Origin of the sequence: Paraflavitalea devenefica (assembly GCF_011759375.1) — a bacterium.
GTDB classification, from domain to species: Bacteria; Bacteroidota; Bacteroidia; order Chitinophagales; family Chitinophagaceae; genus Paraflavitalea; species Paraflavitalea devenefica.
Map to the genome: position 1 here is coordinate 2,341,943 of NZ_JAARML010000001.1, position 24,082 is coordinate 2,366,024.

Annotated in this window: 17 protein-coding genes; 14 read left to right on the forward strand and 3 right to left on the reverse strand. The window is 47.3% G+C overall.

What is annotated here, in order from left to right; all coding sequences use genetic code 11:
* Positions 1–8: 8 nt before the first annotated feature.
* Entirely contained in the window at positions 9–1,412 is a 1,404-nt protein-coding gene (locus tag HB364_RS09460) for an MBL fold metallo-hydrolase RNA specificity domain-containing protein (protein ID WP_167287639.1), read from the forward strand.
* A gap of 858 nt (positions 1,413–2,270) precedes the next feature.
* Here HB364_RS09460 and HB364_RS09465 read toward each other — a convergent pair.
* Positions 2,271–2,963, reverse strand: a complete 693-nt coding sequence (locus HB364_RS09465; protein WP_167287640.1) for a LytR/AlgR family response regulator transcription factor — start codon at positions 2,961–2,963, stop codon at positions 2,271–2,273.
* A complete protein-coding gene (locus tag HB364_RS09470) occupies positions 2,960–3,364 on the reverse strand; it encodes an Hpt domain-containing protein (protein WP_167287641.1) in 405 nt (134 codons plus the stop codon). The genes HB364_RS09465 and HB364_RS09470 overlap by 4 nt, the downstream gene beginning before the upstream one ends.
* Positions 3,365–3,445: 81 nt before the next feature.
* Between HB364_RS09470 and HB364_RS09475 the strand changes: the two genes are divergently transcribed.
* The 10 genes from HB364_RS09475 to HB364_RS09520 all read left to right on the forward strand — a co-directional run bounded on the left by HB364_RS09475 (position 3,446) and on the right by HB364_RS09520 (position 19,936).
* Complete coding sequence (locus tag HB364_RS09475) at positions 3,446–5,581, forward strand: hybrid sensor histidine kinase/response regulator (protein ID WP_167287642.1); 2,136 nt, start codon at positions 3,446–3,448, stop codon at positions 5,579–5,581.
* Between the two features lie 250 nt (positions 5,582–5,831).
* On the forward strand, positions 5,832–8,801 hold the full coding sequence (locus tag HB364_RS09480; RefSeq protein WP_167287643.1) for a SusC/RagA family TonB-linked outer membrane protein: 2,970 nt from the start codon (positions 5,832–5,834) through the stop codon (positions 8,799–8,801).
* Positions 8,802–8,839: 38 nt separating this feature from the next.
* Positions 8,840–10,291 carry a RagB/SusD family nutrient uptake outer membrane protein gene (locus HB364_RS09485; protein WP_167287644.1) on the forward strand — a complete coding sequence of 484 codons (1,452 nt, stop codon included), beginning with the start codon at positions 8,840–8,842 and terminating at the stop codon, positions 10,289–10,291.
* A 19-nt stretch (positions 10,292–10,310) separates the two neighbouring features.
* Positions 10,311–11,168 carry a BT_3044 domain-containing protein gene (locus tag HB364_RS09490; protein ID WP_167287645.1) on the forward strand — a complete coding sequence of 286 codons (858 nt, stop codon included), beginning with the start codon at positions 10,311–10,313 and terminating at the stop codon, positions 11,166–11,168.
* Positions 11,169–11,369: 201 nt separating this feature from the next.
* Positions 11,370–12,005: a DUF4136 domain-containing protein gene (locus HB364_RS09495; RefSeq protein ID WP_167287646.1), complete on the forward strand. Its 636-nt coding sequence runs from the start codon at positions 11,370–11,372 to the stop codon at positions 12,003–12,005.
* Between the two features lie 267 nt (positions 12,006–12,272).
* Positions 12,273–14,228, forward strand: coding sequence for a sialate O-acetylesterase (locus HB364_RS09500; protein ID WP_167287647.1), 1,956 nt, complete (start codon positions 12,273–12,275; stop codon positions 14,226–14,228).
* A gap of 19 nt (positions 14,229–14,247) precedes the next feature.
* Positions 14,248–15,804: a S10 family peptidase gene (locus HB364_RS09505; protein ID WP_167287648.1), complete on the forward strand. Its 1,557-nt coding sequence runs from the start codon at positions 14,248–14,250 to the stop codon at positions 15,802–15,804.
* A 181-nt stretch (positions 15,805–15,985) separates the two neighbouring features.
* On the forward strand, positions 15,986–17,233 hold the full coding sequence (locus HB364_RS09510) for an exo-beta-N-acetylmuramidase NamZ family protein (protein WP_246228373.1): 1,248 nt from the start codon (positions 15,986–15,988) through the stop codon (positions 17,231–17,233).
* Between the two features lie 130 nt (positions 17,234–17,363).
* Positions 17,364–18,752, forward strand: a complete 1,389-nt coding sequence (locus tag HB364_RS09515; RefSeq protein ID WP_167287649.1) for a Dyp-type peroxidase — start codon at positions 17,364–17,366, stop codon at positions 18,750–18,752.
* A 329-nt stretch (positions 18,753–19,081) separates the two neighbouring features.
* Positions 19,082–19,936, forward strand: a complete 855-nt coding sequence (locus tag HB364_RS09520) for an OmpA family protein (RefSeq protein ID WP_167287650.1) — start codon at positions 19,082–19,084, stop codon at positions 19,934–19,936.
* 83 nt (positions 19,937–20,019) lie between these two features.
* On the opposite strand, the gene HB364_RS09525 is transcribed toward HB364_RS09520, so the two are convergent.
* On the reverse strand, positions 20,020–21,207 hold the full coding sequence (locus HB364_RS09525; RefSeq protein WP_167287651.1) for a TIGR03435 family protein: 1,188 nt from the start codon (positions 21,205–21,207) through the stop codon (positions 20,020–20,022).
* Between the two features lie 126 nt (positions 21,208–21,333).
* On the opposite strand from HB364_RS09525, the gene HB364_RS09530 reads away from it, so the two are divergent.
* The 3 genes from HB364_RS09530 (at position 21,334) to HB364_RS09540 (ending at position 24,068) form a co-directional block, all read left to right on the forward strand.
* Positions 21,334–22,833 carry a sensor histidine kinase gene (locus HB364_RS09530; RefSeq protein ID WP_167287652.1) on the forward strand — a complete coding sequence of 500 codons (1,500 nt, stop codon included), beginning with the start codon at positions 21,334–21,336 and terminating at the stop codon, positions 22,831–22,833.
* Positions 22,830–23,531 (forward strand): response regulator transcription factor, encoded by a 702-nt coding sequence (locus tag HB364_RS09535; RefSeq protein ID WP_167287653.1) that lies wholly within the window; start codon positions 22,830–22,832, stop codon positions 23,529–23,531. The genes HB364_RS09530 and HB364_RS09535 overlap by 4 nt, the downstream gene beginning before the upstream one ends.
* Before the next feature lie 111 nt (positions 23,532–23,642).
* The gene (locus HB364_RS09540) at positions 23,643–24,068 is read left to right on the forward strand and encodes a hypothetical protein (RefSeq protein WP_167287654.1); all 426 of its coding nucleotides are present in this window, start codon (positions 23,643–23,645) and stop codon (positions 24,066–24,068) included.
* The last annotated feature ends 14 nt before the right edge of the window (positions 24,069–24,082 follow it).

The following is a 24,082-nucleotide window of genomic DNA, read 5'->3' on the forward strand; positions in this document are numbered from 1 at the left end:
CCGAAACAATGAAAATTGCCTTCCACGGCGCAGCCCGTACCGTTACCGGTTCAAAACACCTCATCTCTTTAACCAATGGTAAAAAATACCTCCTGGATTGTGGTATGTTCCAGGGCATGGGTAAGGAAACCGATGCTTTGAATGGCACCTGGGGATTTGATCCCAGGGAAGTTACCTGCCTCATACTGTCTCATGCACATATAGACCACAGCGGGTTAATTCCCAAGCTGGTAAAAGATGGTTTCGACGGTAAAATTTATTGTACACCCGCTACTACTGAACTATCGGCCATCCTACTCGAAGACTCTGCCGGTATCCAGGAAAATGAAGTGAAATATGTCAACAAAAAAAGGGCTGCGGAAGGCCGTCCTTACGTAGAGCCGCTGTATAAAAAAGAACATGCACTGGCTGCTATGGATAAATTCGTGGGGGTAGACTATGGCGACTGGTATACCATTGATGAAAATGTGGAACTGCTGTATACCGATGCAGGACATATCATTGGCAGCGCTGCCGTACACCTGCGCATCAAAGAAAATGATAAAACCACCCGCATCACCTTCAGCGGCGATGTAGGCCGCTACCGTGATGTCATCCTGAAATCGCCCGACAACTTCCCGCAAGCTGATTATATCCTGCTCGAATCTACCTATGGCAACAGCCTGCATGATGTGCAGCTAACCACGCCCGATCAGCTATTGCAATGGATTGAAAAAACATGCCTGCAGAAAAAAGGTAAACTCATCATGCCGGCCTTCAGCGTTGGCAGGACCCAGGAGCTACTCTATGCTCTCAATCAGTTGGAACTGGAAGGCCGCCTCCCGGCGCTGGATTATTTTGTAGACAGTCCCCTCAGTGTGGAAGCCACGGAACTGGTCAAACGCTTCCCTAAATACTTTAATAAACATATCCAGGAAGTATTGCGAAAAGACAACGACCCGTTTGCTTTCACAGGATTAAAATACATAAAGACGGTAGATGAGTCCAAGCTGCTCAATTACCGTAATGAGCCCTGCGTCATCATCTCTGCCAGTGGTATGGCCGAGGCCGGCAGGGTTAAGCACCATATCAGCAACAGCATTGAGAACAGCCACAATACCATTCTGCTCACGGGCTATTGCGAGCCCGATTCGCTGGGCGGACGCCTGCTGTCGGGCGCCAAAGAAGTGGGCATCTTTGGGGTGCGACATGAGGTGAATGCCGAAGTAGGGTCTATCCGCAGTATGAGTGCACATGGTGATTATGAGGACCTCAGCCAGTTCCTGGCAGGCCAGGATCCGCGGCAGGTAAAGAAACTATTCCTGGTGCACGGTGAATATGAAGTACAAGAGCAATTCAAACAACGATTGATCAGAAAGGGATTCCTGGATGTAGTGATCCCCGAACGCCATGATGAGATCGGATTGGGATAATAAAAAAAGCTGCTTCACGGAGCAGCTTTAAATAAAATACTTTACTGTGGGTCGTCAAGCGTCTTTACTGATCTGGTATCAGATAAGGGTTTTTGGATATGGAAAATGTCCGGCTATCACAAATATTGGCGGAGGTTTTCCTTCGAGGAGATTACTATCAATAAAAAATCTTTCAGGGGATGATTGGATCGGTGCGGCGCCGTGATGCCGGCTTGGAGCCCGGTTCAGTTCCGGGGCGTTTATTGATAAACAAAGATGCATATTCTTTTTACTTTAACCTATTTTTTTCAGGGAATGGTGGCCAAACGTCGTTTTGGGGCGGAACCTGTAAATAGGAATGGGTATAAAAAGAAGCAACCGAACCAGGTGGTTCGGCTGTTTCCAAATGAAATCCAGGGTGGGTGAATGGGTAAAGGCTGGAGCGGTTTACCCATTAGTCTTCATACTGTACGGACTTCATTTTTTGCTCAACTTAAGAGTGTTTAGAGATAACCGTCGCGATTAATATCTTATATAAACAGAAGTCGTTTTGGTAGTGGTTAGGGGGATGGCTGAGTGCTGATACAAAGGTGTAAAATCGGGGGCAGGAGGGGAAGTTTTTTAGTCTTTTGAACCCTAAAAGCCGGTGAAGGGCCCAAATTCTTCGATAAACGAATAGATAAAATTCTAGTGGTAACTGGGTATAATTGCCTAATAAACTGATAGCCAGGAGGGAAGTACTACATCCATAGTTATTATTTCGAACTCTGCTATACGTTGTTGTACATCAGTAACTTACATAGCGTGGAAAATCTGCCTGCAATGCAAAGGGAAAATCGAAGCAAAAGCAGCTAATAGCTAAAGCCTGACAGCTAACTCCTAAATAATATTCAATCTTTTCATTACCTCGCCCCGGTGAGCCTTGCTGATGGGGATCTCATTACCCTTAATAAAAAGGTCATTCTCGCGGATATCATCGATCTTATCGATATTAATAATATAAGAGCGGTGCACCTTAATAAAACATTGCTTATTCACCTTCTCTTCCAGGTTCTTGATCGTGTTATGGGTAACATACTTCTTATCGCCCGTCACAAACTTTACATAATCACCCATACTTTCAATATACAGGATATCATCATTATTCAATCTTACCAGTTTGCCATCGCTCTTAATAAAAATATGATCGGTGGCTGTACTCGCAATATTATTTTCTGTAGTAGCAGAAGTAAGCTTTTGTAACGACTCCAGGAAGCGCTGATAAGTAAAAGGCTTCTTCAGAAAATCTGTTACATTATATTCAAAAGCATCATAAGCATATTCCGGTTTCGAAGTGGTAAGCACTACCTTGGGGAAATAAGCAAGCTGGTCCAGCAGGTCAAAGCCCGTAGCGCCGGGCATCTCCACATCCAGGAAAAGCAGGTCTACTGAATGCTGGTTCAGGTATACTAGGGCATCCTGTACATTGGGGAAATGGGCCTGCACATCCACCTGCCCGCTTTTCTCACAACATCTGGTCAGGTAATCAGCAGCTACCTGCAGATCTTCCACAATAACGCATTTTAAATTCATAGCGGATTGGCATTAAAATCTTTCAACTTACGGTATTCTGATGCGATGATCAGCTTACCTTCTTCGAGGGAAGCCATCAGGCTTTTATAGCCCGCTTTTAAGGCCGATACATCCGTAGCTTGCTGGCAGGCGTCTTCAAAGGCTGCACACATTTGCTGAATATCAGTAAGGCCTACGAAGCCAAAAGCCGGCTTCACTTTATGAACACCTTTTTTAAGATCGGTAATATTTTCCCCTTCATAGGCGGCCTGGATAAATTCAAAGTCCTGGTCAAAATGCTGTAGCGTTACGGCAAACACCTCTTCTATATAAGGATAGTCATCGGCGTAAAGGCTGAACAAATAATCGCCGTTAATTTTTTCATTGAAAATGAAGTTTTTAGATAGGGTAGGCTGGTTCATAAGAAATAGATTTTCGTTTTTTTCGTTACATAACAGGCTGGCAAGCCCATTTTGCTACAAAATGCCTAATCCAATAACTCTATGAAGGAGAAATTATTATATCTGGGGTGGTCAATTTACCGGGATATTGTGTTTTCTGGCCTCCAGGAGGGGATCACCAAAGACCAGCGCAAAAAGATCATCGGCTTTAACCAGTTCATCCTCCTGGCATTGCTGGTCAACTTCTTTTCGGTTATCTCCTACTTCTACCATAAGCTATACATCAGTGCATTAATCAACATCACATCGGCCTACTTCTTTCTGCTGGCTTTTTACTTTGGCTCGCGCCGCAAACTGGAAACGGGCCGTATCATAGCGGTGGTGAACCTCAACCTGTACCTCATTGTCATCAGTTACATTGAAGGATTGAAAGCCGGAGAATACCTTTTTTACTTCCCTTACTTCCTGGTGCTCACCTTCGTGGTAAGTATCCGGCGAAACTCCCGGGAGCTGTTCATTGTATATGCCATTACCGTTATAGCCTCCCTCATCTGTCTTAAACTATCGCCTTATACCAACGATGTACAGGTTATCAATGAAGCATTGTACATACGGTTGTACAGCAGTAACCTCGTTATCTCGCTGTGTATGACCATCATCTTTTCCTATTCTATCCTGCGGGTAAATAAGGACAATGAAGTGGCCATCCTGCAGGAGAAAAAATTTGGCGATACTATCTTCAATACCTCACTCGATGGCGTATTCATCATATTCAGCCAAACCGGCATCATCGCCAGTTGTAACCATCGTGCCCTTGAGTTATTTGATGTGCATGAAAAGCGGGATATAGAAGGCTCTCATATAGAGAACTGGTTTGATGAAGATCATATACGTCAGTTCAAATCCATTGAAAAAACGATATCGGAAGAAACGCAAAGCTGGCAGGGCGAGCTGGCCTTTGCGACCAAAACAGGCCGCACCTTTCATGGCTATGTCAGCGCAGCTCCTTTCTCCTATAAAGATGTGCGTTACACAAAAATCAGTATCCTCGATGTGTCACATGTGAAAATGACCGAGTTTGAGCTCATGAAGGCCAAAGAAAAAGCGGAAGTAGCCGCCAAGGCAAAATCAAGGTTCCTGTCCAACATGAGCCATGAGCTGCGCACGCCTTTAAATGGCATCATTGGCGCGTCTAACCTGCTCGTGCAGGAAGAACACCTGCCATCGCAGAAAGCGCACCTCGATATATTGAAATTCTCTTCCGAGCACATGATGATGCTCATCAACGATATCCTGGACTATAATAAAATAGAGGCCGGTAAACTGGAGCTGGCCGAAGCGCCGGTGAACATCAAAGTATTCATACAGCAGGTGTCTACCCAGTTTGCGTCACAGGTAAAAGCAAAGGGGCTGGAATTTAAGACAGATATTGACGACAGGCTGGATGCTGAATTCATCACCGATGAAACACGCCTCAACCAGGTATTGAGCAACCTCTTGTCCAATTCCATCAAATTTACCCACAGCGGTAAGATCACCCTGGCGGTGCGCAAGCTCTTTGCCTCCAGCACCAAAGCTACCATCCAGTTCATAGTCATGGATACAGGCATTGGTATTCCGCGTAATAAGCACCGGGAGATATTTGAGACCTTTACACAGGCCGATGTAAATACCACCCGCAAATATGGCGGCACCGGCCTGGGATTGGCCATCACCAAAAAGATCGTCAATAAATTCAACAGCGACTTGCTCCTGGAAAGTGAAGAAGGCAAGGGCAGCGCTTTCCATTTTACCGTAGAGCTGAAGATCAATGAAAGCAGGCCGCGCTACATCCACGAAGACAATGCAGCGCAGCTCAGGCAACTGCCGGGCATCAGGGTCCTCATTGCAGAAGATAACCCCGTAAACCTGGCCATTGCCAAAAGGTTCCTGCTCAAATGGGGCATTGAGGTAACGGAAGCTATCAACGGGCGGGAAGCTGTAGAAAAATTCCGCAAAGGAGAGTTCGAACTGCTGCTTATTGACCTTGAAATGCCGGAAATGGATGGTGCAACGGCACTCCGGGAGATCCGGAAGCTCAATCACAACATCCCCGTAGTAGCGTTTACGGCCGCTGTATATGATAACATGCAGGAAGACCTGCTGCAAAAAGGATTTACTGATTTCATTCACAAACCATTCAGGCCGGTAGAGCTGCATTCAAAGATCACCTACCTCGTAGCCGCTTTAAGGGCGTAATTGATAGGCTGTTTCCTGCAGTTCATAGGTACGTACCTGTTATATACATTCGGTTAGTCTGTTTATTTATAAGTAACTTATCATGATTCAAGTTCCACGTCATGATAAGTTACTGCTATTACTCTATGCAAACGGTCGAAAATCATGATCAGCGTAGCAGCACAAGACTACTTTCCTGCCTCTTATAAGTAACTATATTAATAGACTAATAGAGTAGCATCTACTTTTTAGCCATCTTAAACAATTACTTATGAGGAAAATTCTATTGCCCCTCCTGGCAATGCTATGTACTTTCTATGCTTTTGCACAAACCAAAAATGTTAATGGACGGATAGTTGATGAACGCGGTGAGCCCATCGCGTTTGCTTCCGTAAAGATCAAAGGTTCACGTACCGGTGTAGCGGCAGATGCCTCCGGTAACTTCACTATTCGTGCTGCCAATGGCGATATATTGGTCATCTCTTCAGCCGGCTCTGCCGATAAAGAAGTAACGGTTACTGATATACCGTTAATAACCGTTCAGTTATCCCGTAACCAGACAGCCCTCACAGAAGTAGTGGTAACAGGTTATGGCACCAGGTCTAAACGATCTTCTGCCGGGTCTGTCAGCGCTGTGGCGATCGATGAGATCCGTACCCAGCCCATCGCTTCTTTCGATCAGTTGCTCCAGGGGCAGGCTACCGGCGTAAACATAAGGACCGGGACCGGCCAGCCCGGTTCCGCTGCCGAAGTGGTTATCCGTGGCCGTGGCTCCATCAGCGGATCTACAAACCCCTTATACATCGTAGATGGTATTCAGATCAATGCTGCCGACTTTGCCACCCTTAACCAGGGTGACTTTGAAAGCGTTACGGTACTGAAAGATGCCGCCGCCGCTTCCATCTATGGATCACGTGCTGCCGGTGGCGTCATTGTAGTTACTACCCGCAGGGGACGCGTAGGGCCTGTGCGTTTTAACTATGATGTACAATACGGGCAAAGCTACTGGCCCCGCCAGAAGCTCAAACTCATGAACACAGATCAAAAGCTGGACTATGAAATGGACCACGACAATCCCAATGGATGGACACAGGCCGATGTAGACAGCCTGCGCAACATCCATACCGATTGGGAAGATGTGTTTTTCCGTACAGGCATCACCCAAATGCACCAGTTGAGTGCATCTGGCGGAACGGACCGCACCCGTTTCTATGCTTCCCTGTCTTACATGGACCAGACAGGCGTTGTTAAGGCTACCGGTTTAAAAAGATATACCGGTCGCATTAATCTCGAAAGCGGTACCAATACCCTGCGCTTTGGCCTCAACACTTCCTTCGGTTATTCCATCTTTAACAATACTGCCGAAAACAACCAGAGCGTTGTATCTCCCTTAAATGGTATCCGCTGGTCATTGCCTTACTTTACACCGTATGACCAGGATGGTAAATACCTGCAGGACCCTACCCCTTCCGGTCAGCCCAATCCCTTACAGGAGTTGCTGGAAAACAAACGCCGCTTCCCGCAATGGAAAGGCGTGGCCAATGCCTTCATTGAATACAAACCCACCTTTGTAAAAGGAATCACACTGCGCACCAACTGGGGTTTTGACTATACGCAGAACGAATGGGAAATCTACAATGCACCCGGCACCAATGCCGGCGCACAGGCGCAGGGGGGGCAGGGAAGCCTTGCCCGCTTGTTCAACCGCAACTTCCGGTACATAGGCACCAACTCCATCAACTACAAAAACACCTGGGGTGATCATGACTTCAGCGGTTCCATCTACCATGAAATATTGGATAATGATTTCAACCAGTTCAACTTTACCGGTTATGGACTCACCCTTCCTTTTCCCAATGAAGCATCTATTACCGACGGCACAGCCGATCCGGACGCGGGAAATGGTTTTATACCTATTGTAAGAGGTAATGGTACCGACAATACCCTCGTATCCTATTTCGCGGAAGCCGATTATGCCTATAAGAACCGTTACTTCTTCCACGCAGGTTACCGGCGCGACGGTTCATCCCGCTTTGGCGCCAACAACAAATGGGCCGATTTCTACAATGTGGGCGCCAGTTGGATGCTTTCTGATGAAGCCTTCTTTGAACCCTTAAAAAATACCGTTGACCTGTTGAAAGTAAGAGTAAGCTATGGCACCGTAGGTAACCAGGATGGAATAGGCGACTTTGCGCACAAGGCCCTGTTTGGCAAGATCAACTATGCCGGTAATACCGGACTGGGACTGATTTCTCCCGGTAACCCCGATCTGAAATGGGAGACCAAAGCAACGCTTAACCTCGGTATTGAATTTGCCCTCCTCAAAAACCGCATCAGCGGTTCGGTGGAATTATATAACAGCAATACCCGGGACCTCTTCTACGACAAAACAATATCTATGACTTCCGGCTTTGCTTCTATACGTTCCAATGCCGGCCGCTTGCGCAATAGGGGCATAGAGATCAACCTGCGTGGCGTACCAGTGAACACACGCGACTTTAGCTGGACCATTGACGGTAACTTCACCTACAACAAAAACACCATACTGGAACTGGGGCCCGATGGAGAAGACAGTGTATTGCGGGGAGATGGTGTCAGCATATTGAAAATAGGTAAGCCGATCAACACCCTCTACCTCGTTCGCTATGCCGGTGTTGATCCGGCCAACGGTGATCCTTTGTATTATGACAAAGATGGTAAAATAACCTCCGACTTTTCTGCCAATGACAACGCTTTCCTCGGCACCAGTGATGCGCCTTATTTTGGCGGTATCACCAACACCTTCCGGTACAAAGCGCTTGAATTGCAGGTATTCTGGGTATTTGTATTTGGTAATGAACTGTACAACAATGACCGCTTCAATGTAGAATATCCGGGTTATATCGCCTCCAGTCTCTCTGCTGATCTCTTGCGCGAATGGCGCCAGCCGGGAGATGTTACTGATATCCCGCGTGCCGACCCCAGCGTTTACTTCCTTGACAAAACATCCCACTTTGTGGAGAATGGCAGCTACTGGCGGCTAAGGAACGTACAGCTCTCTTACACATTGCCTAAGAAATTGCTCGATAAAATGAAGGTCAATAGCCTGCGCGTATTTGCACAGGGGCAGAACCTGTATACCGGCACCAAATACCGGGGATATGATCCGGAGCCGCCTTCTAATGGTAGTACTACCCTCAATGCCGGTGCCCAGTATCCTACTCTTAAAACAGTAACAGTAGGCATCAACCTCGGATTTTAAATAAACAGCAGGAATTGATTCACGTAAAAAAAACAGCAATGAAACTTATCAGCAATATAACCTTCCTCCTCCTCGTGCTGCTCGCATCCTGTTCCAAAAAAATAGAGATCAAACCCGAATATCAACTGGACGGTAGCAGCCCCCTGGCCACTATCAAAGAAGCCGATAACGTACTCACGGGTGCGTATGATGGCTTTCAAACGGGTGATTATTACAGGTCCAGTGGCCCTTCCGGGGCATATTCTGTAGTGCCGGACATCATGGGCGATGATCTTATTGAAACCAAGGAGTCATTGGGCAACTACCAAACCCAGGCCGAATGGAGATATGAATCCATTGAAGATGATGTGCAGGCTACCTGGCTCGGTGCCTGGAACATCATTTCAGGCGTCAACATCATCTTACGTGATATTGACAACATCGCTTCGCAGGACCCGAAGGCTGCTAACCGCATCAAAGGACAGGCCCTGGCCATCAGGGCGCATGTGCATTTTGACCTCCTGCGCTACTTTGGGGAATCGCTCGACGGAAATTCGACCAACCGGGGCATCCCTTATGTCACCAAATTTGATGTAACCGCCAAACCCGGCAGAAGCACGGTGAAAGAGAGTTACGAAAAAATCCTGGCCGACCTGGCAGAAGCAGCGACCATCCTTTCCGGTGAACTGGACAAGCCCATCAATACCGATGATAACAAAACCCGGATAGATTGGCTGGTGGTAAAAGCCATACAGGCACGCGTAAACCTCTATGCAGGTCAGTGGCAGGCGGCGGCTGATGCTGCTACGGCGGTGATCAATCAGGTAGAATTAAGCAGTATAGACGACTTCCCTTCCATCTGGAACGATCAATCACTGGAAGAAGTGTTATGGTCAGTTAGCTTTGAAAACCTGCAGGATGGCGTGGTTTATGATAACGTATTCTTTGCCCGTGGTAACCGCAGCACCTACCGGCCTGCACAGGGGCTTACCGCCTTATATGATCAGGCAAATGATGTACGTTATAGTACTTACATGGCCAACGTGGGTACGCTCAATGATATTGTCAGGACGCCACGCCTCGTCGTTATCAAACACCTCGGTAAAGGAACAGCTACTGATGGTGTAGTAAATTGGAAAGCCTATCGCGTAGCAGAAATGTACCTCATACGTGCCGAAGCCAATTTCAGGCTTAATAAAGAGACAGAGGCTTTGAACGATCTCAATGAGCTCAGGGAGCACCGCATTGATGGCTTTACAGGCGGCGCAGAAACCGGCAACGCTTTATTGACAGCCATCATGACCGAGCGCAGAAAAGAGCTGGCATTTGAAGGCCACCGTTTCTTCGACTTTAAGCGCTGGAATAAAACACCCATCAACCGCTGTGCTTCCAATACCGATACCCCCAGTACGATATGTTCACTGGATCCCGATAGCCGTGCCTGGGCATGGCCGATACCTTTCAATGAAACCATTGTCAATCCGAACATTCAGCAGAATGATGATTATTAACCAACAAACCCGGACAACCATGAAAAATACGGCACTCCTCTATAGCTTGTTGCTCCTGCTGTGCACCTCCTGCCTCAAGGAAAAGCATGCTATTGACTTCGTGGATAACACCAAACGGATTATCACAGAGTTTACCGCAGCCAAAAATGACATCAATTCACTGGCATTGGACTATTCCGATCAGTTCATAGAAACAGATCTTACCGAGCTGCAGATATTCCGTTCGGAATTCAACAGTGACGTACAGATCAAAATCGCTTTAAACAATACCGTCATAGACAACTATAACCTGGAAAACCTGACCGCCTATGAGCCACCACCTACGGGTTCTTTTACGATCATGTCTTATGACCTTGTCATCTCGCCGAACACCCGTAAAACCAAAGTACGCATCAGGATAAAACCTTCAGCCATTGTAGGCGGCAGCTATGCCATTGGACTATCCATTGCACAGGTAAGCCAGGGCGAGATCAGTTCCATCTACAAGAACGTGCTCATCGAATTGAAAGTGAAAAATGATTATGAAGGATGGTACGGGGCCTCGGGGCTGCGGATTCTCTACAGTGGCGGTTCCAATCAAACGCCGGTCAGTGCCGAAGCGCCTATTGAAGGCAGTAAGTACCTCTCCACCGTAGACCTGACGACTGTGGAAACAGAAGTGGGCGATTTGACGACTGCCTGGATGTACCTGCAGATAGATCCCACTACCAAACAGGTCACCGTATTGCCCAGTGCTACCAGCACCAGCTTTTCTTCACTGGAAAATGATGGCGACTGCAGCTATGATCCCGCTACCCGTACGTTTACTTTACACTACAAGTACTACAATGCTAATGGCCAGCTCAGGGAAATACAGGAAACCCTGGTGGCCGAATAAATGCTCTGGTGCAGTTCAACAGGGCAAATACTGCTGCCAGTGTTCATGTGCTATACGGCCCCGGTTCGTCCGGGGCTTTTTAATGCCGGTTCATGTATTAACTTTTTTCTAACCAATCTTTCACAAAACTTTATTGACGCGGGGCAGACTTATTGCGTTAATAATATTGATAACAACTTTGTCAATATAAAAGCAAGTGATATGAATACGTGGAAGCTAAGTTCAATGGCCCTGGTGTTACCAATACTCCTGGCAGTGGGATGTGCAGCCCCTGCTCATATAGAGCGGGATGAAACAGCCGATTTTACACAGTACAAAACCTTTGCCTGGGTAGCCAGTGAAAGCAAAGACAAAAAAGAAGATAAGCGGAATGAGAAAGACGACAGGAAGAACGACAAAAAGGAAGACAAAGCCCGCAGGAATGACCTGGTAGACAGGCAGGTGCAACTGGCTGTAAACAAAGAGCTGGAAAAGCAGGGTTGGAAAGAAGACAAAAACAGGCCCGATGTGCTCATCAGCTATGATGTGCTGGTGGAAAGGACCACCCGCGAATCATCCAATCCGGTTTATTCCCGTCCGTACAGCAGGATCTTTTACAATCCTTACCTGCGCCGCTATGGTACCATCTACTATCCCTCCACCTTTTTGGGATACGATGATAACACGGTGTCGGTAAGAGAAGGTACCCTCACAGTAACAATGGTAGATGCTAAAACAGACAACACCGTCTGGCAGGGGTGGACTACCGATGAAGTGAGCAGCCGGAACCTGACGCAAAAGGAAATACAGAGCAGCGTAAGATCTATCTTCAGAAAATTTGACGTGGTAACAAAATAAACGGGTCAGGATCATTAGTGAAAAACCTGGATGCCGGTACAAAATCAGGAACTTACCACCTGTTTTGTGGCCGGCATTCTTATTTCCGGCAGTCAAATACGCATTTTTATAATTAATATATACGCAAACCTGCTATACCTTCTCATCCCCTGACGCTTGCCACTATCGAAGCAAACGCTCCTGAATTCTGAATTCTGGATGCTGAATCCTGTATTCTTCCCTATTTTAGCTGCTCAAACGATTTTCCTCATACAGCTAAATTTGAATATGAAAAGAACAGTCCTCCTGGTTGCCGTACTCCTGGGTACCCATATGCTCTTTGCCAACATTACGCTTCCTAAGATCTTCAGCGACAACATGGTGCTCCAGCGCAACAAGCCCATACCGGTATGGGGCTGGGCAGCCGCCAATGAAAAAATCACCATTCAGTTCAATAAGCAGGTAAAAACCGTCAAGGCCGATAAAACAGGTCAGTGGAAACTCGCCCTGGACCCTGAACAGGCCGGCGGCCCCTTTCAACTGATCGCGAAAGGAAAAAATACCCTCACCATCAGCAACATCCTGGTGGGGGAAGTATGGATCTGCTCCGGGCAGTCCAATATGGAATGGACTGTTGACGGCAGCAACAACAAGGAAGAAGAAATAAAGAATGCCAACTTTCCCCTCATCCGCCACTTCAAAGTGCCCAAAACAGTGGCCGGTGCACCACTGAAAGACCTCACCGGTGGCGCCTGGGAGGTCTGTAGCCCGCAAACAGTGGCCAATTTCACAGCCGTAGGTTACTTCTTTGCCCGCGACCTCTATCTGCAGCTTAATATACCCATTGGCCTCATCAATACCTCCTGGGGAGGTACCATGGTAGAAACCTGGGCCAGTAAAGAAGCATTCCAGAACAGTGAGGAATTCAAAACGCTTTTTGGCAATACTACTGGTATTGCCGACCTCGATGCTGCCCTCAAACAAAAGTCTCAACAATTGACCCGGAAAATTGAAGCACAACAGGGGCCATTGAACCCGGCAGCGGCCAACGGTAACTGGCAGTTGGCCGATTTTAATGATGCCGGCTGGGCCCACATGAAACTGCCCGGGGCCTGGGAATCGCAGGGACTGGATGATCTGGATGGTGTAGTATGGTTCCGCAAAACCATTACCCTTAACAATGCCGACGCAGGGAAAGCAGCTACCCTTGAGCTGGCCAAAATAGATGATGTTGACGAAACCTTTGTAAACGGCACTAAGATCGGCAGCATGACACAGTGGGACCAGGATCGCCGGTATACCATACCGGCAGGTATACTCAAAGCCGGTAAAAACACCATTGCCATCCGGGTAACAGATGGCATGGGCGGTGGCGGCATTCATGGCGATGCAGCCAATATGAAGCTTACCATTGACAACACGCCGCAATCTCTGGCCGGCGATTGGTTGTACAGGGTGGAAGCGATGCACATATCCAACCTCGGTAATCCCAACCAGTATCCCACCTTGCTTTTTAATGGCATGATCAACCCCCTCATCCCTTATGCTATACAGGGAGCCATTTGGTACCAGGGAGAAAGCAATGCCGGTCGTGCTTACCAATACCGCAAAGCTTTCCCGCTCATGATCAACGATTGGCGCAAGCGCTGGAACCAGGGCGATTTCCCTTTCTACTTTGTGCAGCTCGCCAGCTTCAATGCCGGCAATGGTGATACACAGAAAGGAAGTACCTGGGCCGAACTGAGAGAAGCGCAAACTACCACCTTATCATTACCCAATACAGGCATGGCGGTGACCATTGACATCGGAGAGTCAAAAGACATTCACCCGCGCAACAAGCAGGACGTGGGCAAGCGGCTGGCATCCATTGCCCTGGGAAATCTTTACCAGCAAAAAGGAGAGTGGAGCGGACCCGTATACCAGTCCATGAAAACCGCAGGCAATAAGATCGAACTTTCGTTTACACATGCCGGCGGCTTCATGGCAAAAGACAAATACGGATACATCAAAGGATTTGAAATAGCCGGCGCCGATCAAAAATTCTACTTCGCACAGGCACAGATAGCCGGTGATAAACTAATCATCTATAGCGACAAAGTGCCTGCGCCGGTGGCAGTACGTTATGCCTGGGCCGATGATATGCCCGAAGCCAATCTCTACAACAAAGAAGGATTCCCGGCTGTTCCTTTCCGTACAGATAACTGGAAGGGAATAACAGAATCCGTTAAATATGAAATTAAATGACCTTAAACCAGATAGAATCATGAGAAAATCGCTCTTATCCTTATTCCTGTTAACGCTTGTTACCGGTGTCCTGGCGCAGCAAAGACAAGGTGGTCCGCAAAGACCTCCGGCAACGGCTGCCACGCCGCCGGCGGCAAAAGAAGAAAAGCCTGCACCGGGCAAACAGCTTATTGATCCCGATGCCTCGGTAACTACCAACCATGAAGTCACCATCAAAGGTCAGCGTATTCCTTACAAAGCCATCGCAGGCACCCTGCCGGTATGGGATGAGGAAGGAAAAGCCATTGCCGGTGTATTCTATACCTATTATGAACGGACCGATATAAAAGACAAAGCTCCGCGTCCCCTTGTCATCTCCTTCAATGGCGGCCCCGGCTCTGCTTCCGTATGGATGCACATCGCTTATACAGGCCCCGCTCTCTTGAACATTGATGATGAAGGGTACCCGGTGCAGCCCTATGGCATCAAGGAAAATCCCTACTCCATTCTCGATGTGGCTGACATTGTATATGTAGATCCGGTAAATACCGGTTTCTCAAGGCCCGTTAACAAAGACATACCTGGTACTAAATTCTTCGGGGTAAGGGCCGATATCAAATACCTCGCAGAATGGATCGGTACCTTTGTTACCCGCCAGAACCGTTGGGCTTCTCCCAAATACCTTATCGGGGAAAGCTATGGAACCACCCGCGTGGCGGGATTGGCGCTCGAATTACAGAATGCGCAGTGGATGTACCTCAATGGGGTAGTACTCGTATCGCCTACAGAACTGGGTATTGAAAGAAGTGGTCCTGTGGAGGCGGCGCTTCGCCTGCCTTACTATGCGGCTACTGCCTGGTACCATAAACTATTGCCGGCCGATCTGCAACAAAAAGACCTCACGGCCATGTTGCCCGAGGTAGAGGACTTCACGGTTAATGAGCTGATCCCCGCCATCACCAAAGGCGGCTACCTGCCCGAAGCAAAAAGAAGGGAGGTAGTGGCTAAAATGGCCCGCTACTCAGGCCTGTCTGAAAAAGTCATCCTGCAACACAACATGGATGTGCCTACCAACTTCTTCTGGAAAGAGCTCTTGCGTGATAAAGGCTATACCGTAGGCCGCCTCGATTCCCGCTATAAAGGTATTGACAGGCAGGATGCCGGTGATGGGCCTGACTTCAATGCGGAGCTTACTTCCTGGCTGCACTCTTTTACGCCGCCCATTAACATGTACCTGCGCAATGACCTTAATTATAAAACCGATCTGCGATACAACATGTTTGGCCCTGTACATCCCTGGGACCGCAGTGGCGATCAAACCGGTGAGAACCTTCGGCAGGCGATGGCGCAGAATCCTTACCTGCATGTACTCATACAATCAGGCTACTATGATGGCGCCTGTGATTACTTCAATGCCAAATACGACATGTGGCAGATGGACCCCGGTGGCAAGCTCAAAAAACGGCTCAGTTGGGAAGGCTACCGTAGCGGGCACATGATGTACCTGCGCAAGGAAGACCTCGCTTCCAGCAACGAACACATCCGCGAATTTATCCGCAAATCCCTGCCCAAACCCGGCGAACCCGCCAAGTATTGAGCATTGAACATTGATATAAAGAACGCTGTAGGAATATCCCTGCAGCGTTTTTATTTTCGCCGCAGAGTCTTATTTTCCCCGCAGAGTCTCCCGAAGGGGACTCTGCGTTTTTCTGCATGGTTTAAAATTTTAAAATCTCAGGGTTATCTTCTACTTTACGCCCATCACTCAATTTGGAAGTATGACAAAGAACATTTTCATGGCTGCGCTGACCATTGCCACTGCTATTATCCTGTGCAGTTATACCGGTATCTTCAACCGCCCCAATAAAACAACGGATATACCGGTAGCGCCACCGGCTAAAAAGCTTATTACAGGTGCCGATCAAACCAACCTGTACATTAATTACCTCAAAGGAAAGCGGGTAGGATTTGTAGGCAACAATACCTCTATCATAGGCAATAAACCCAGCATAGACAGCCTGCTTAAACGGGGTGTCAAAGTCGTAAAAATATTCGGTCCGGAGCACGGCTTCCGGGGCAATGCCAGCAATGGGGCGCATGTGGGTGACTTCATTGACTCTGCTACAGGTATTCCGGTCATCTCCCTCTATGGAAAAAACAGGAAGCCTTCCAAAGAGCACATGCAGGAAATTGACATCATGATCTATGACATCCAGGATGTGGGTTGCCGTTTCTATACCTACATCAATACACTGGCCAATATCATGGAAACCTGTGCAGAGAACAACAAGGAACTCATGATCTTCGACAGGCCCAACCCCAATGGTTACCTTGTGGATGGTCCTATACTGGAGGATCACCTGCACTCAGGTATTGGTAAATTCAGGATACCCATCACACATGGCTGTACCATTGGCGAATTTGCGCAAATGCTCAATGGAGAAGGATGGCTTCAAAATAAGATGAAGTGCAAACTGAAAATAATAAAATGTGCCAACTATACACATGATACGCCCTATGCATCACCCATAAGTCCGTCTCCCAACCTCAATACGCCACAGTCTGTTTTATTATATCCTACGCTTTGTCTTTTTGAAGGTACCATCATCAGCCAGGGCAGGGGCACTTACATACCTTTCACCGTATTGGGAGCACCCTTGCTCAAAGGAAAATATACCTTCACCTTCAGGCCTGTCAGCATCAAGGGAATGAAAGAAGCGCCCCTTCACCAGGATACTGATTGCTATGGCCTTGACCTCCGTAAATATGACACGGAAATACTTCGCAGGAAAAAGGGCATCCACCTCCAATGGTTAATAGAAATGTACAAGGCCTATCCCGATAAAGCCAGGTTCTTTGATCAGACACAAAGCAAGGAAATTGGCAACTTCGACAAACTGGCCGGCACGGAGAACCTCAAAAAGCAGATCATTGCAGGCGTATCAGAACAAGCCATCCGCAAATCCTGGGAACCCGGATTAAGCCGCTACAAGCAAATGCGTAAAAAATACCTGCTGTACCCATAGGTATTTTTCACCACCACATACGGTGAAAAGACCATCCTCAAAACGGTTCTTACACCCTTTAAGGAGTTTAATAACACCATGATATTTGTTGCAGCACAACCACCTTAACTGCTCAACAAAAAAACGTGTTATGAAACTCATTGACCCCATGGATTTCTCATTCGATCCTTTCTTAGCCAACATGCAGGGAAATATACTGAAAGGACATGGCCGGGATCACACCACCCATATATTCCTGCAATTTGACAAAGGAAGTGAAGAAGCAGTACGGGAATGGATAAAAGTCTTATCGGGCGACATTACCAGCTTAAAAAAACAATTGCGCGACAGGGAACTGTACAAGCGGAACAACATAAAAGATGGCCTCTTTACGGCATTCTTTCTCACGGCAGCAGGATACAAATACCTTGACTTTAAAGAGGTGGAAACGAAATTTGCCGACCCTGCTTTTAAAGCAGGTATGAAAGAAAGGCTGGCAGTAAGCAATGACCCGGCTGTAGAGCAGTGGGAAAAATGCTTCCGGCAGGAAATACACGCTATGATACTATTGGCCGATGATGAAAGGAACCGGATGGCAACCAGGGCCAGGAATATATTGGAAACCATAGATGGGTTCAGTACAGTAACTGGGGTGGAATATGGCAACGTTATCCGGAATGCCGACGGAGAGGGTATTGAACATTTTGGATATGTGGATGGCATCAGTCAGCCGCTCTTCCTGAAGGATGAAGTAGACGCCTGGATGAAATTTCACAATACCAATCCGGAAAAAGCCTTCTTTGATCCAACAGCCGATTCAGATCTTGTGCTCATCAAAGATCCTTATGTCAATGATCCGGACGCTTATGGCAGCTATTTTGTTTTCAGAAAGCTGGAGCAGAACGTAAAAGGCTTTAAAGAAGCAGAGGAAAAATTGGACATGGGCGAGCTGGCCGGCGCCTGGCTGGTGGGACGCTTTGAGGATGGCTCACCCGTGGTGCTTACCGACGATGAAGGCATGATAGGGGCCGGTAACTACAATAACTTTAACTACAACAACGATCCGTCCGGAGGCCGTTGTCCGTACTTTGCCCATACAAGGAAAACCAATCCCCGCAAGGATGTTAGTCCCGGCGATGACCATAAATCCCATATCATGGCACGGCGCGGAATACCTTTTGGCCACCGGAACGTGGATACGGCCATACATCCCTGCGATTTGCAACTCCCCGAAGGAGGAGTAGGATTACTCTTCATGAGCTACCAGCGGAGTATTCAAAACCAGTTTGAATTCATACAGAGCAAATGGGCCAATAGCCCCGATTTTCCTTCTGGTCCCAATCCGGGAGTGGATGCCATCATCGGGCAGGTGGCTGGTCAGCATCCGGCAACACATGCCTATCAATTCCCGCTTGATTATGGCAGTGATAAACTAACGGACCCTCCCCTCACTTTCAGTCAGTTTGTAACCATGAAAGGAGGCGAATACTTCTTTGCACCCAGTATCAGCTTCCTGAAATCATTGGCCCAACCGGCATAACGTAGCTGCCTGCCTACTGAAGTAGGTACAAGGTTATTTGGTAGCAGGTGGTAAACGGTATATAACTATATACCGTTTTTTTGTGCCATTTCGGCAGCCGTAATATCTTTCTCTTCTTTTGTCATTTCGAACCCGCCACACGTTCTCGCCTTTTCAGCAGGCAAAGCGGGTGAGAAATCTGCCTGCGACGCAAAAGCAAACCAAAACCAACAATCCCCCAAAAAAATTCCACCCAAATAGTTACAATTATATCAATTAGCCGACTAATATTACTGGCCGGGTAATATTACCTTGCCTGTCAATACCAAACACTCAAACAACACGCAGCTATGAAAAAGAACATCAGCGTAACCTTCCTGTCCTTACTCTTTGTAACCGCTCTTGTAGCCCAAAGTGCCAATAACCCGGATGGCCATTCCTTATTCAGCATGATGCCCAATTATGCGGTGGACAAATACTCATTGGTTAAAAACGAATTTGACCAACTCAAAATATTGGTACCCGATAAAAAAGAGACTGCGGGATATTCAGAAGCAATAAAAGAAGGAGAATTGGAAGTATGCAGGTTCGAATTCAAGGGTGACGCGAAAAACCAACCTTCTAACCTGCTTATCCTGCGCAACTTTAAGAATGCCGTTGCACAAAAAGGTGGGGAGTTGATTTTTGAAGATAAATTCTACCAGGACAAAGAATTCTTCAAAATAAAACAGGGAGGAAACACCTACTGGGTAAAGATCTATTGCGATGGTATTGGTAATTACACTATATCCAGTATAAAGGAAGCGCCCATGAGCCAGTATATCGTGCTCAATGCCGGGCAGATCAAATCCGGCCTGGACCAGGAAGGCAAAGTAGCTTTCTACGGCATCTTCTTTGATGTAGATAAAGCGGTAGTAAAACCCGAGTCAGCGCCAACGCTCACTGCCATAGCCGGCTTCCTGAAAGCCAATCCTGCCACCAATGTATTTATAGTAGGGCATACCGATAATACCGGCGACTTTACCCGCAACAGCACCTTGTCAAAAGACAGGGCTACGGCGGTGGCCACAGAGCTCACCACAAAATATGGTGTCAGCAAAGCCCAGGTAACTCCCCAGGGCGTAGCCTCACTGGCCCCTATAGCTCCCAACGATACCGAAGAAAACAAAGCAAAGAACAGAAGGGTGGAGATCGTAAAGAAGTAGCGTAAATACACGTACAACATAAATATCAGTAAGGGTTCCGGACCACCGGAACCCTTACTGTCTTACCGCCTTCCCGGCTATTCTTACTTATAAATAATCAATACATCTATCACCCGCGTACCCTTCTCCACCACCAGTCCGATCTTTTGTATTGAGGCCAGCACATCTTCTTTGGAAGGTATAGCATTTTCTGTAACAATATCATACTTGCCCGTCAGTCCGGTTTCATCCACCAGCGGCAACTCCAGCACATTACCTACATAATCCACAAATGGTTTTAGGATAACGCCTTTGCCCGTAAATCCTCGACCGCTGAAACCATAAGTACTTTCGGTGGCAACCGATTCCTGCCAGTTTTTTGTTGCAGGCAGCTTGTGCAACACATATACCGGCATTTCCCTTTTTTCCAATCTTGCTTTTATGGGAAACAACTGGTGCAGTAATTGTTTCATAATAACAAACAGGCTATCCTTCTGTTCCGGCTTTACGATCAGATCAAAGCAGTAACGGGTGCTTTTGTTTTCCCATTCGCAAATACTCTTCTTAGGTACTTCATAAACTATCTGGTGCTCCGATACATCATAAGTTTCCCGGTAAATATCAGACAGGCACAGATTCACATAACTGCGCCGGCGGCCTTTAAAAGGGCCTTGCCAATACAACTTTGTCATACCGTTTAATCCCGTCCGGTAACCACTCCAGGTAACCTGGAAACCGATCGTACTGTCGACAGTAAAAGTCTCGGCTTCAAACCCCCGCCCGTTGCCGGTCTCTGCAGAAGAACGTATCTTTTCGTTGCGGACTAATCGATCAATCAGTGACTGGTTAATCGAGTCCGTGCGCACCAGCGCTACAATACGGTGTTGCTGATCAAGGATAGCCGATTGGCCTAAATAAACGAAAGCAAACTGGCGGTACAGGTTGAAGCTGGTGTCCGAAGCCAGCCACAGGATAGAAGGCTTGCGTGTCAGGTACTTTTGAAGCCTGCTCACAGGATCGTCGGCAATAGCGATCACCTGCACATGACGGCCGTTCTTTACCTGCAGCTTCGCCAGGCTGTCCATTTCAGGATAACAGGAACCGCAGGCAGTACTCCAGAAATTCAGGATCAGGAACTTCTTATTCGGCGCATGAACAGCCAGCGATTTAACCGGCGCGTTAATAATAGGGCGGATGATCACATCGGGAAACAGATCGCCTGCTTTCAATACAGGCTGGGCCTGGGCAAGGCCGCAAAACACCACTAATAAAACGAATAATGGGATACGCATAGATTATTTTTAAAGCAAAACTGCCAAACCTCCGCCGGTAATCAGGTTAGGCGTTCTGTTAGCCTTTGTTAATTTATGTTAATGGAAAAGGGAAGGTTCACCACAGCTGCTTACATTTGATCCTGTATGAACAAAAACACCCGCCTCCTGGTCATCATTTGTGTCGTTGCTGTATGCGGGGTTATGCTATTACAGTCACGATGGATCGTGAACTACTACCAGGTCAATAAAGAACGTTTTGATAAAGAGGTCAACCTTGCTTTTGAGGATGCCATCAAAACGGAACACAAAGTGCGTTGTGATACAATAGAAAACCTCATCTATAAAATTGTAAAAGATACCACGCAAACAAGTATTACCAGTAAATGGAGCGATCGGTCTAACGCCCACATCTACTATATAGCCAGTAAAAAAGATACGTCAGACAAGTATAGCTTCTCCACTATCCACATCAATAAGCCTATTCTATCCCCGGCGGATACAGTAAGAGACCAGGTGGCGCGTCACTTTGCCGCCATGTACCGGCGTGAAGACCTGGAAAAGAACATTGTTTTCTTTCGCACACAGAGCCTGGGCCGGCACATCACCCAATACGTGAACGATTATGCTTTTGATACCTTGCGGCTTCGCCCTATTTATAAACAACTACTGTCAGAAAGAGGCATACAGGAACCCTTCTTATTCTATCTGCGTACTGATGATAGCACCTTAAACAGGAGCCGGTTTCCCGATAGCCTGCAAAACCTTTATCCTGTCATTACGAAATCATTTCCCACCTACTCCACAGAAAAAGAGAAAAGTTACGTTCGGGCTATGTTTCATAAGCCGGTGAGTTACCTGTTCAATAAAATGACAGGCATGGTAATAGCCTCTGGCGTATTGCTGTGCATCGTTGCATTTACCCTATTCTACCTTCTGCGCATCGTAAGGCGGGAGAAAAAACTGTCGGCCATTAAAAACGATTTCATCAGCAATATCTCCCACGAATTAAAAACACCCATTGCTACCGTAGCGGCGGCGGTAGAGGCCATGGAAGGATTTGATGCCTTGCAAAGCCCGGAGAGAACAAAAAAATACCTCCGCATCTCCCGCGTTGAACTACAAAGGCTGGCCGATATGGTCAATAAAATACTCAACATGGCGCAGTATGAGCGCCGGGACTTTGAGCTCAAACCGGAACCCGTCAACATCAATGCCATCATTGAAGAGATCGTTGGCAGGTACACCCTGGCCGGTGAAAAAAACATCACCTTCCGCTACAACAATGAAGCGGGAACAGAGGTGGTAATAGCCGATAAACTGCACCTGTACAACGTTATCAATAACCTGGTGGATAATGCAGTCAAATACTCAGGAGAAGAAGTTGCCATTGATATAGGGCTTTACCGGGAAAAACAATACTTTGTCATCAAAGTAAAAGATGATGGCATAGGCATTGCCGCAGGCGACCTGCCCTTCATCTTCGATAAATTCTACCGGGTACCTTCCGGCAACATTCATAAAGTAAAAGGGCATGGGCTGGGCCTCAGCTATGTAAAACACATCATCGAAAAACACGGTGGATGGTGTGTAGCGGAAAGCCGTCCCGGGAAAGGCAGTACCTTTAAAATCGGATTGCAGGTATGACAGACAGGCAATTAAGGATACTATTTGTGGAAGATGAGCTCAACCTGGCAGAAATTGTCAGGGAAAGCCTGGAAAGCCGCGGCTTTCAGGTCACCCACCTGGCTACTGCTTCCACCGCCCTGGAGGCCTACTACAATCAAAAGCCGGATATTCTTATTCTCGATGTCATGCTGCCGGATGCAGATGGCTTTGCACTGGCCCGGCAGATCAGGGCTACCGACATGGATACGCCAGTCATCTTTCTTACTTCCCGGTCACTGCCACAGGATGTGGTCACCGGTTTTGAGAGCGGCGGCAACGACTACCTCAAAAAACCTTTTAGTATGGAGGAACTGGTAGTGCGCATCAAAGCCCTCACCAGCAAAAGCCGTACGCTCTTTCGCGAAATGGCCGATCCTGATGCACCGGTCATCATCGGTTCTCAATACGCCTTTCATTATCGCCAGGCGTTGTTAAAGCGTAATGAGGTGATTGTTTCACTCACCGCCCGGGAGGCAGAGCTCTTAAAACTATTCCTGCTCAACAGGAACCAGGTCATGGACCGTAAATCCATCCTGCTTCACATCTGGGGCAATGATGACTTCTTTACCGGCCGTAGCCTGGATGTGTTCATCACCCGACTACGTAAATACCTGCAACACGATCCCGAGGTCAGGATCATGAACATACGGGGGGTAGGGTATAAGCTCATTGGATAAGAAATTGAAATATTGTTCCTGCCAATTGCGCTTACTCACTGGTTAATACGGCATACCGGCACTATTTGTCTTTATGATAACTTAGGTGATCACTTCATTAAACCTTGTAATATGAAAAAAATCACTCAACCTTCCGTATGGATCGCATTACTCTTCCTGGCCGTATCTGTGGGCGTAGCAGCATTCACTAAAAAGCCAACAGCAACCGTAAAGCAGTCAATTGCCAAACAGTCCCAACAATTAAACAAGAAAACCGGTGCCAACCTGATCCAGTCTGATGAGTTTGCCGTCTCCTACTTTAACTATGAAGATTGCAGCTACATCCATACTACGCCGGGTGTATGGCCCAATGAGACCTTTTATTGGGCAGGTGACGTTTACGACATAACCGTGGGAACAGTGCTCTATTATGATGCGGATTTACTATATCCTGCTTCTGCCGGCTCTTACTTCTACTATCATAATGAAACTGCAGAGTTTCACCTATTTTATGTGGATGAGTATGGAGAGGTCTTTTTTACAACACCTTGTTACTAAGGACTGCACCGGAA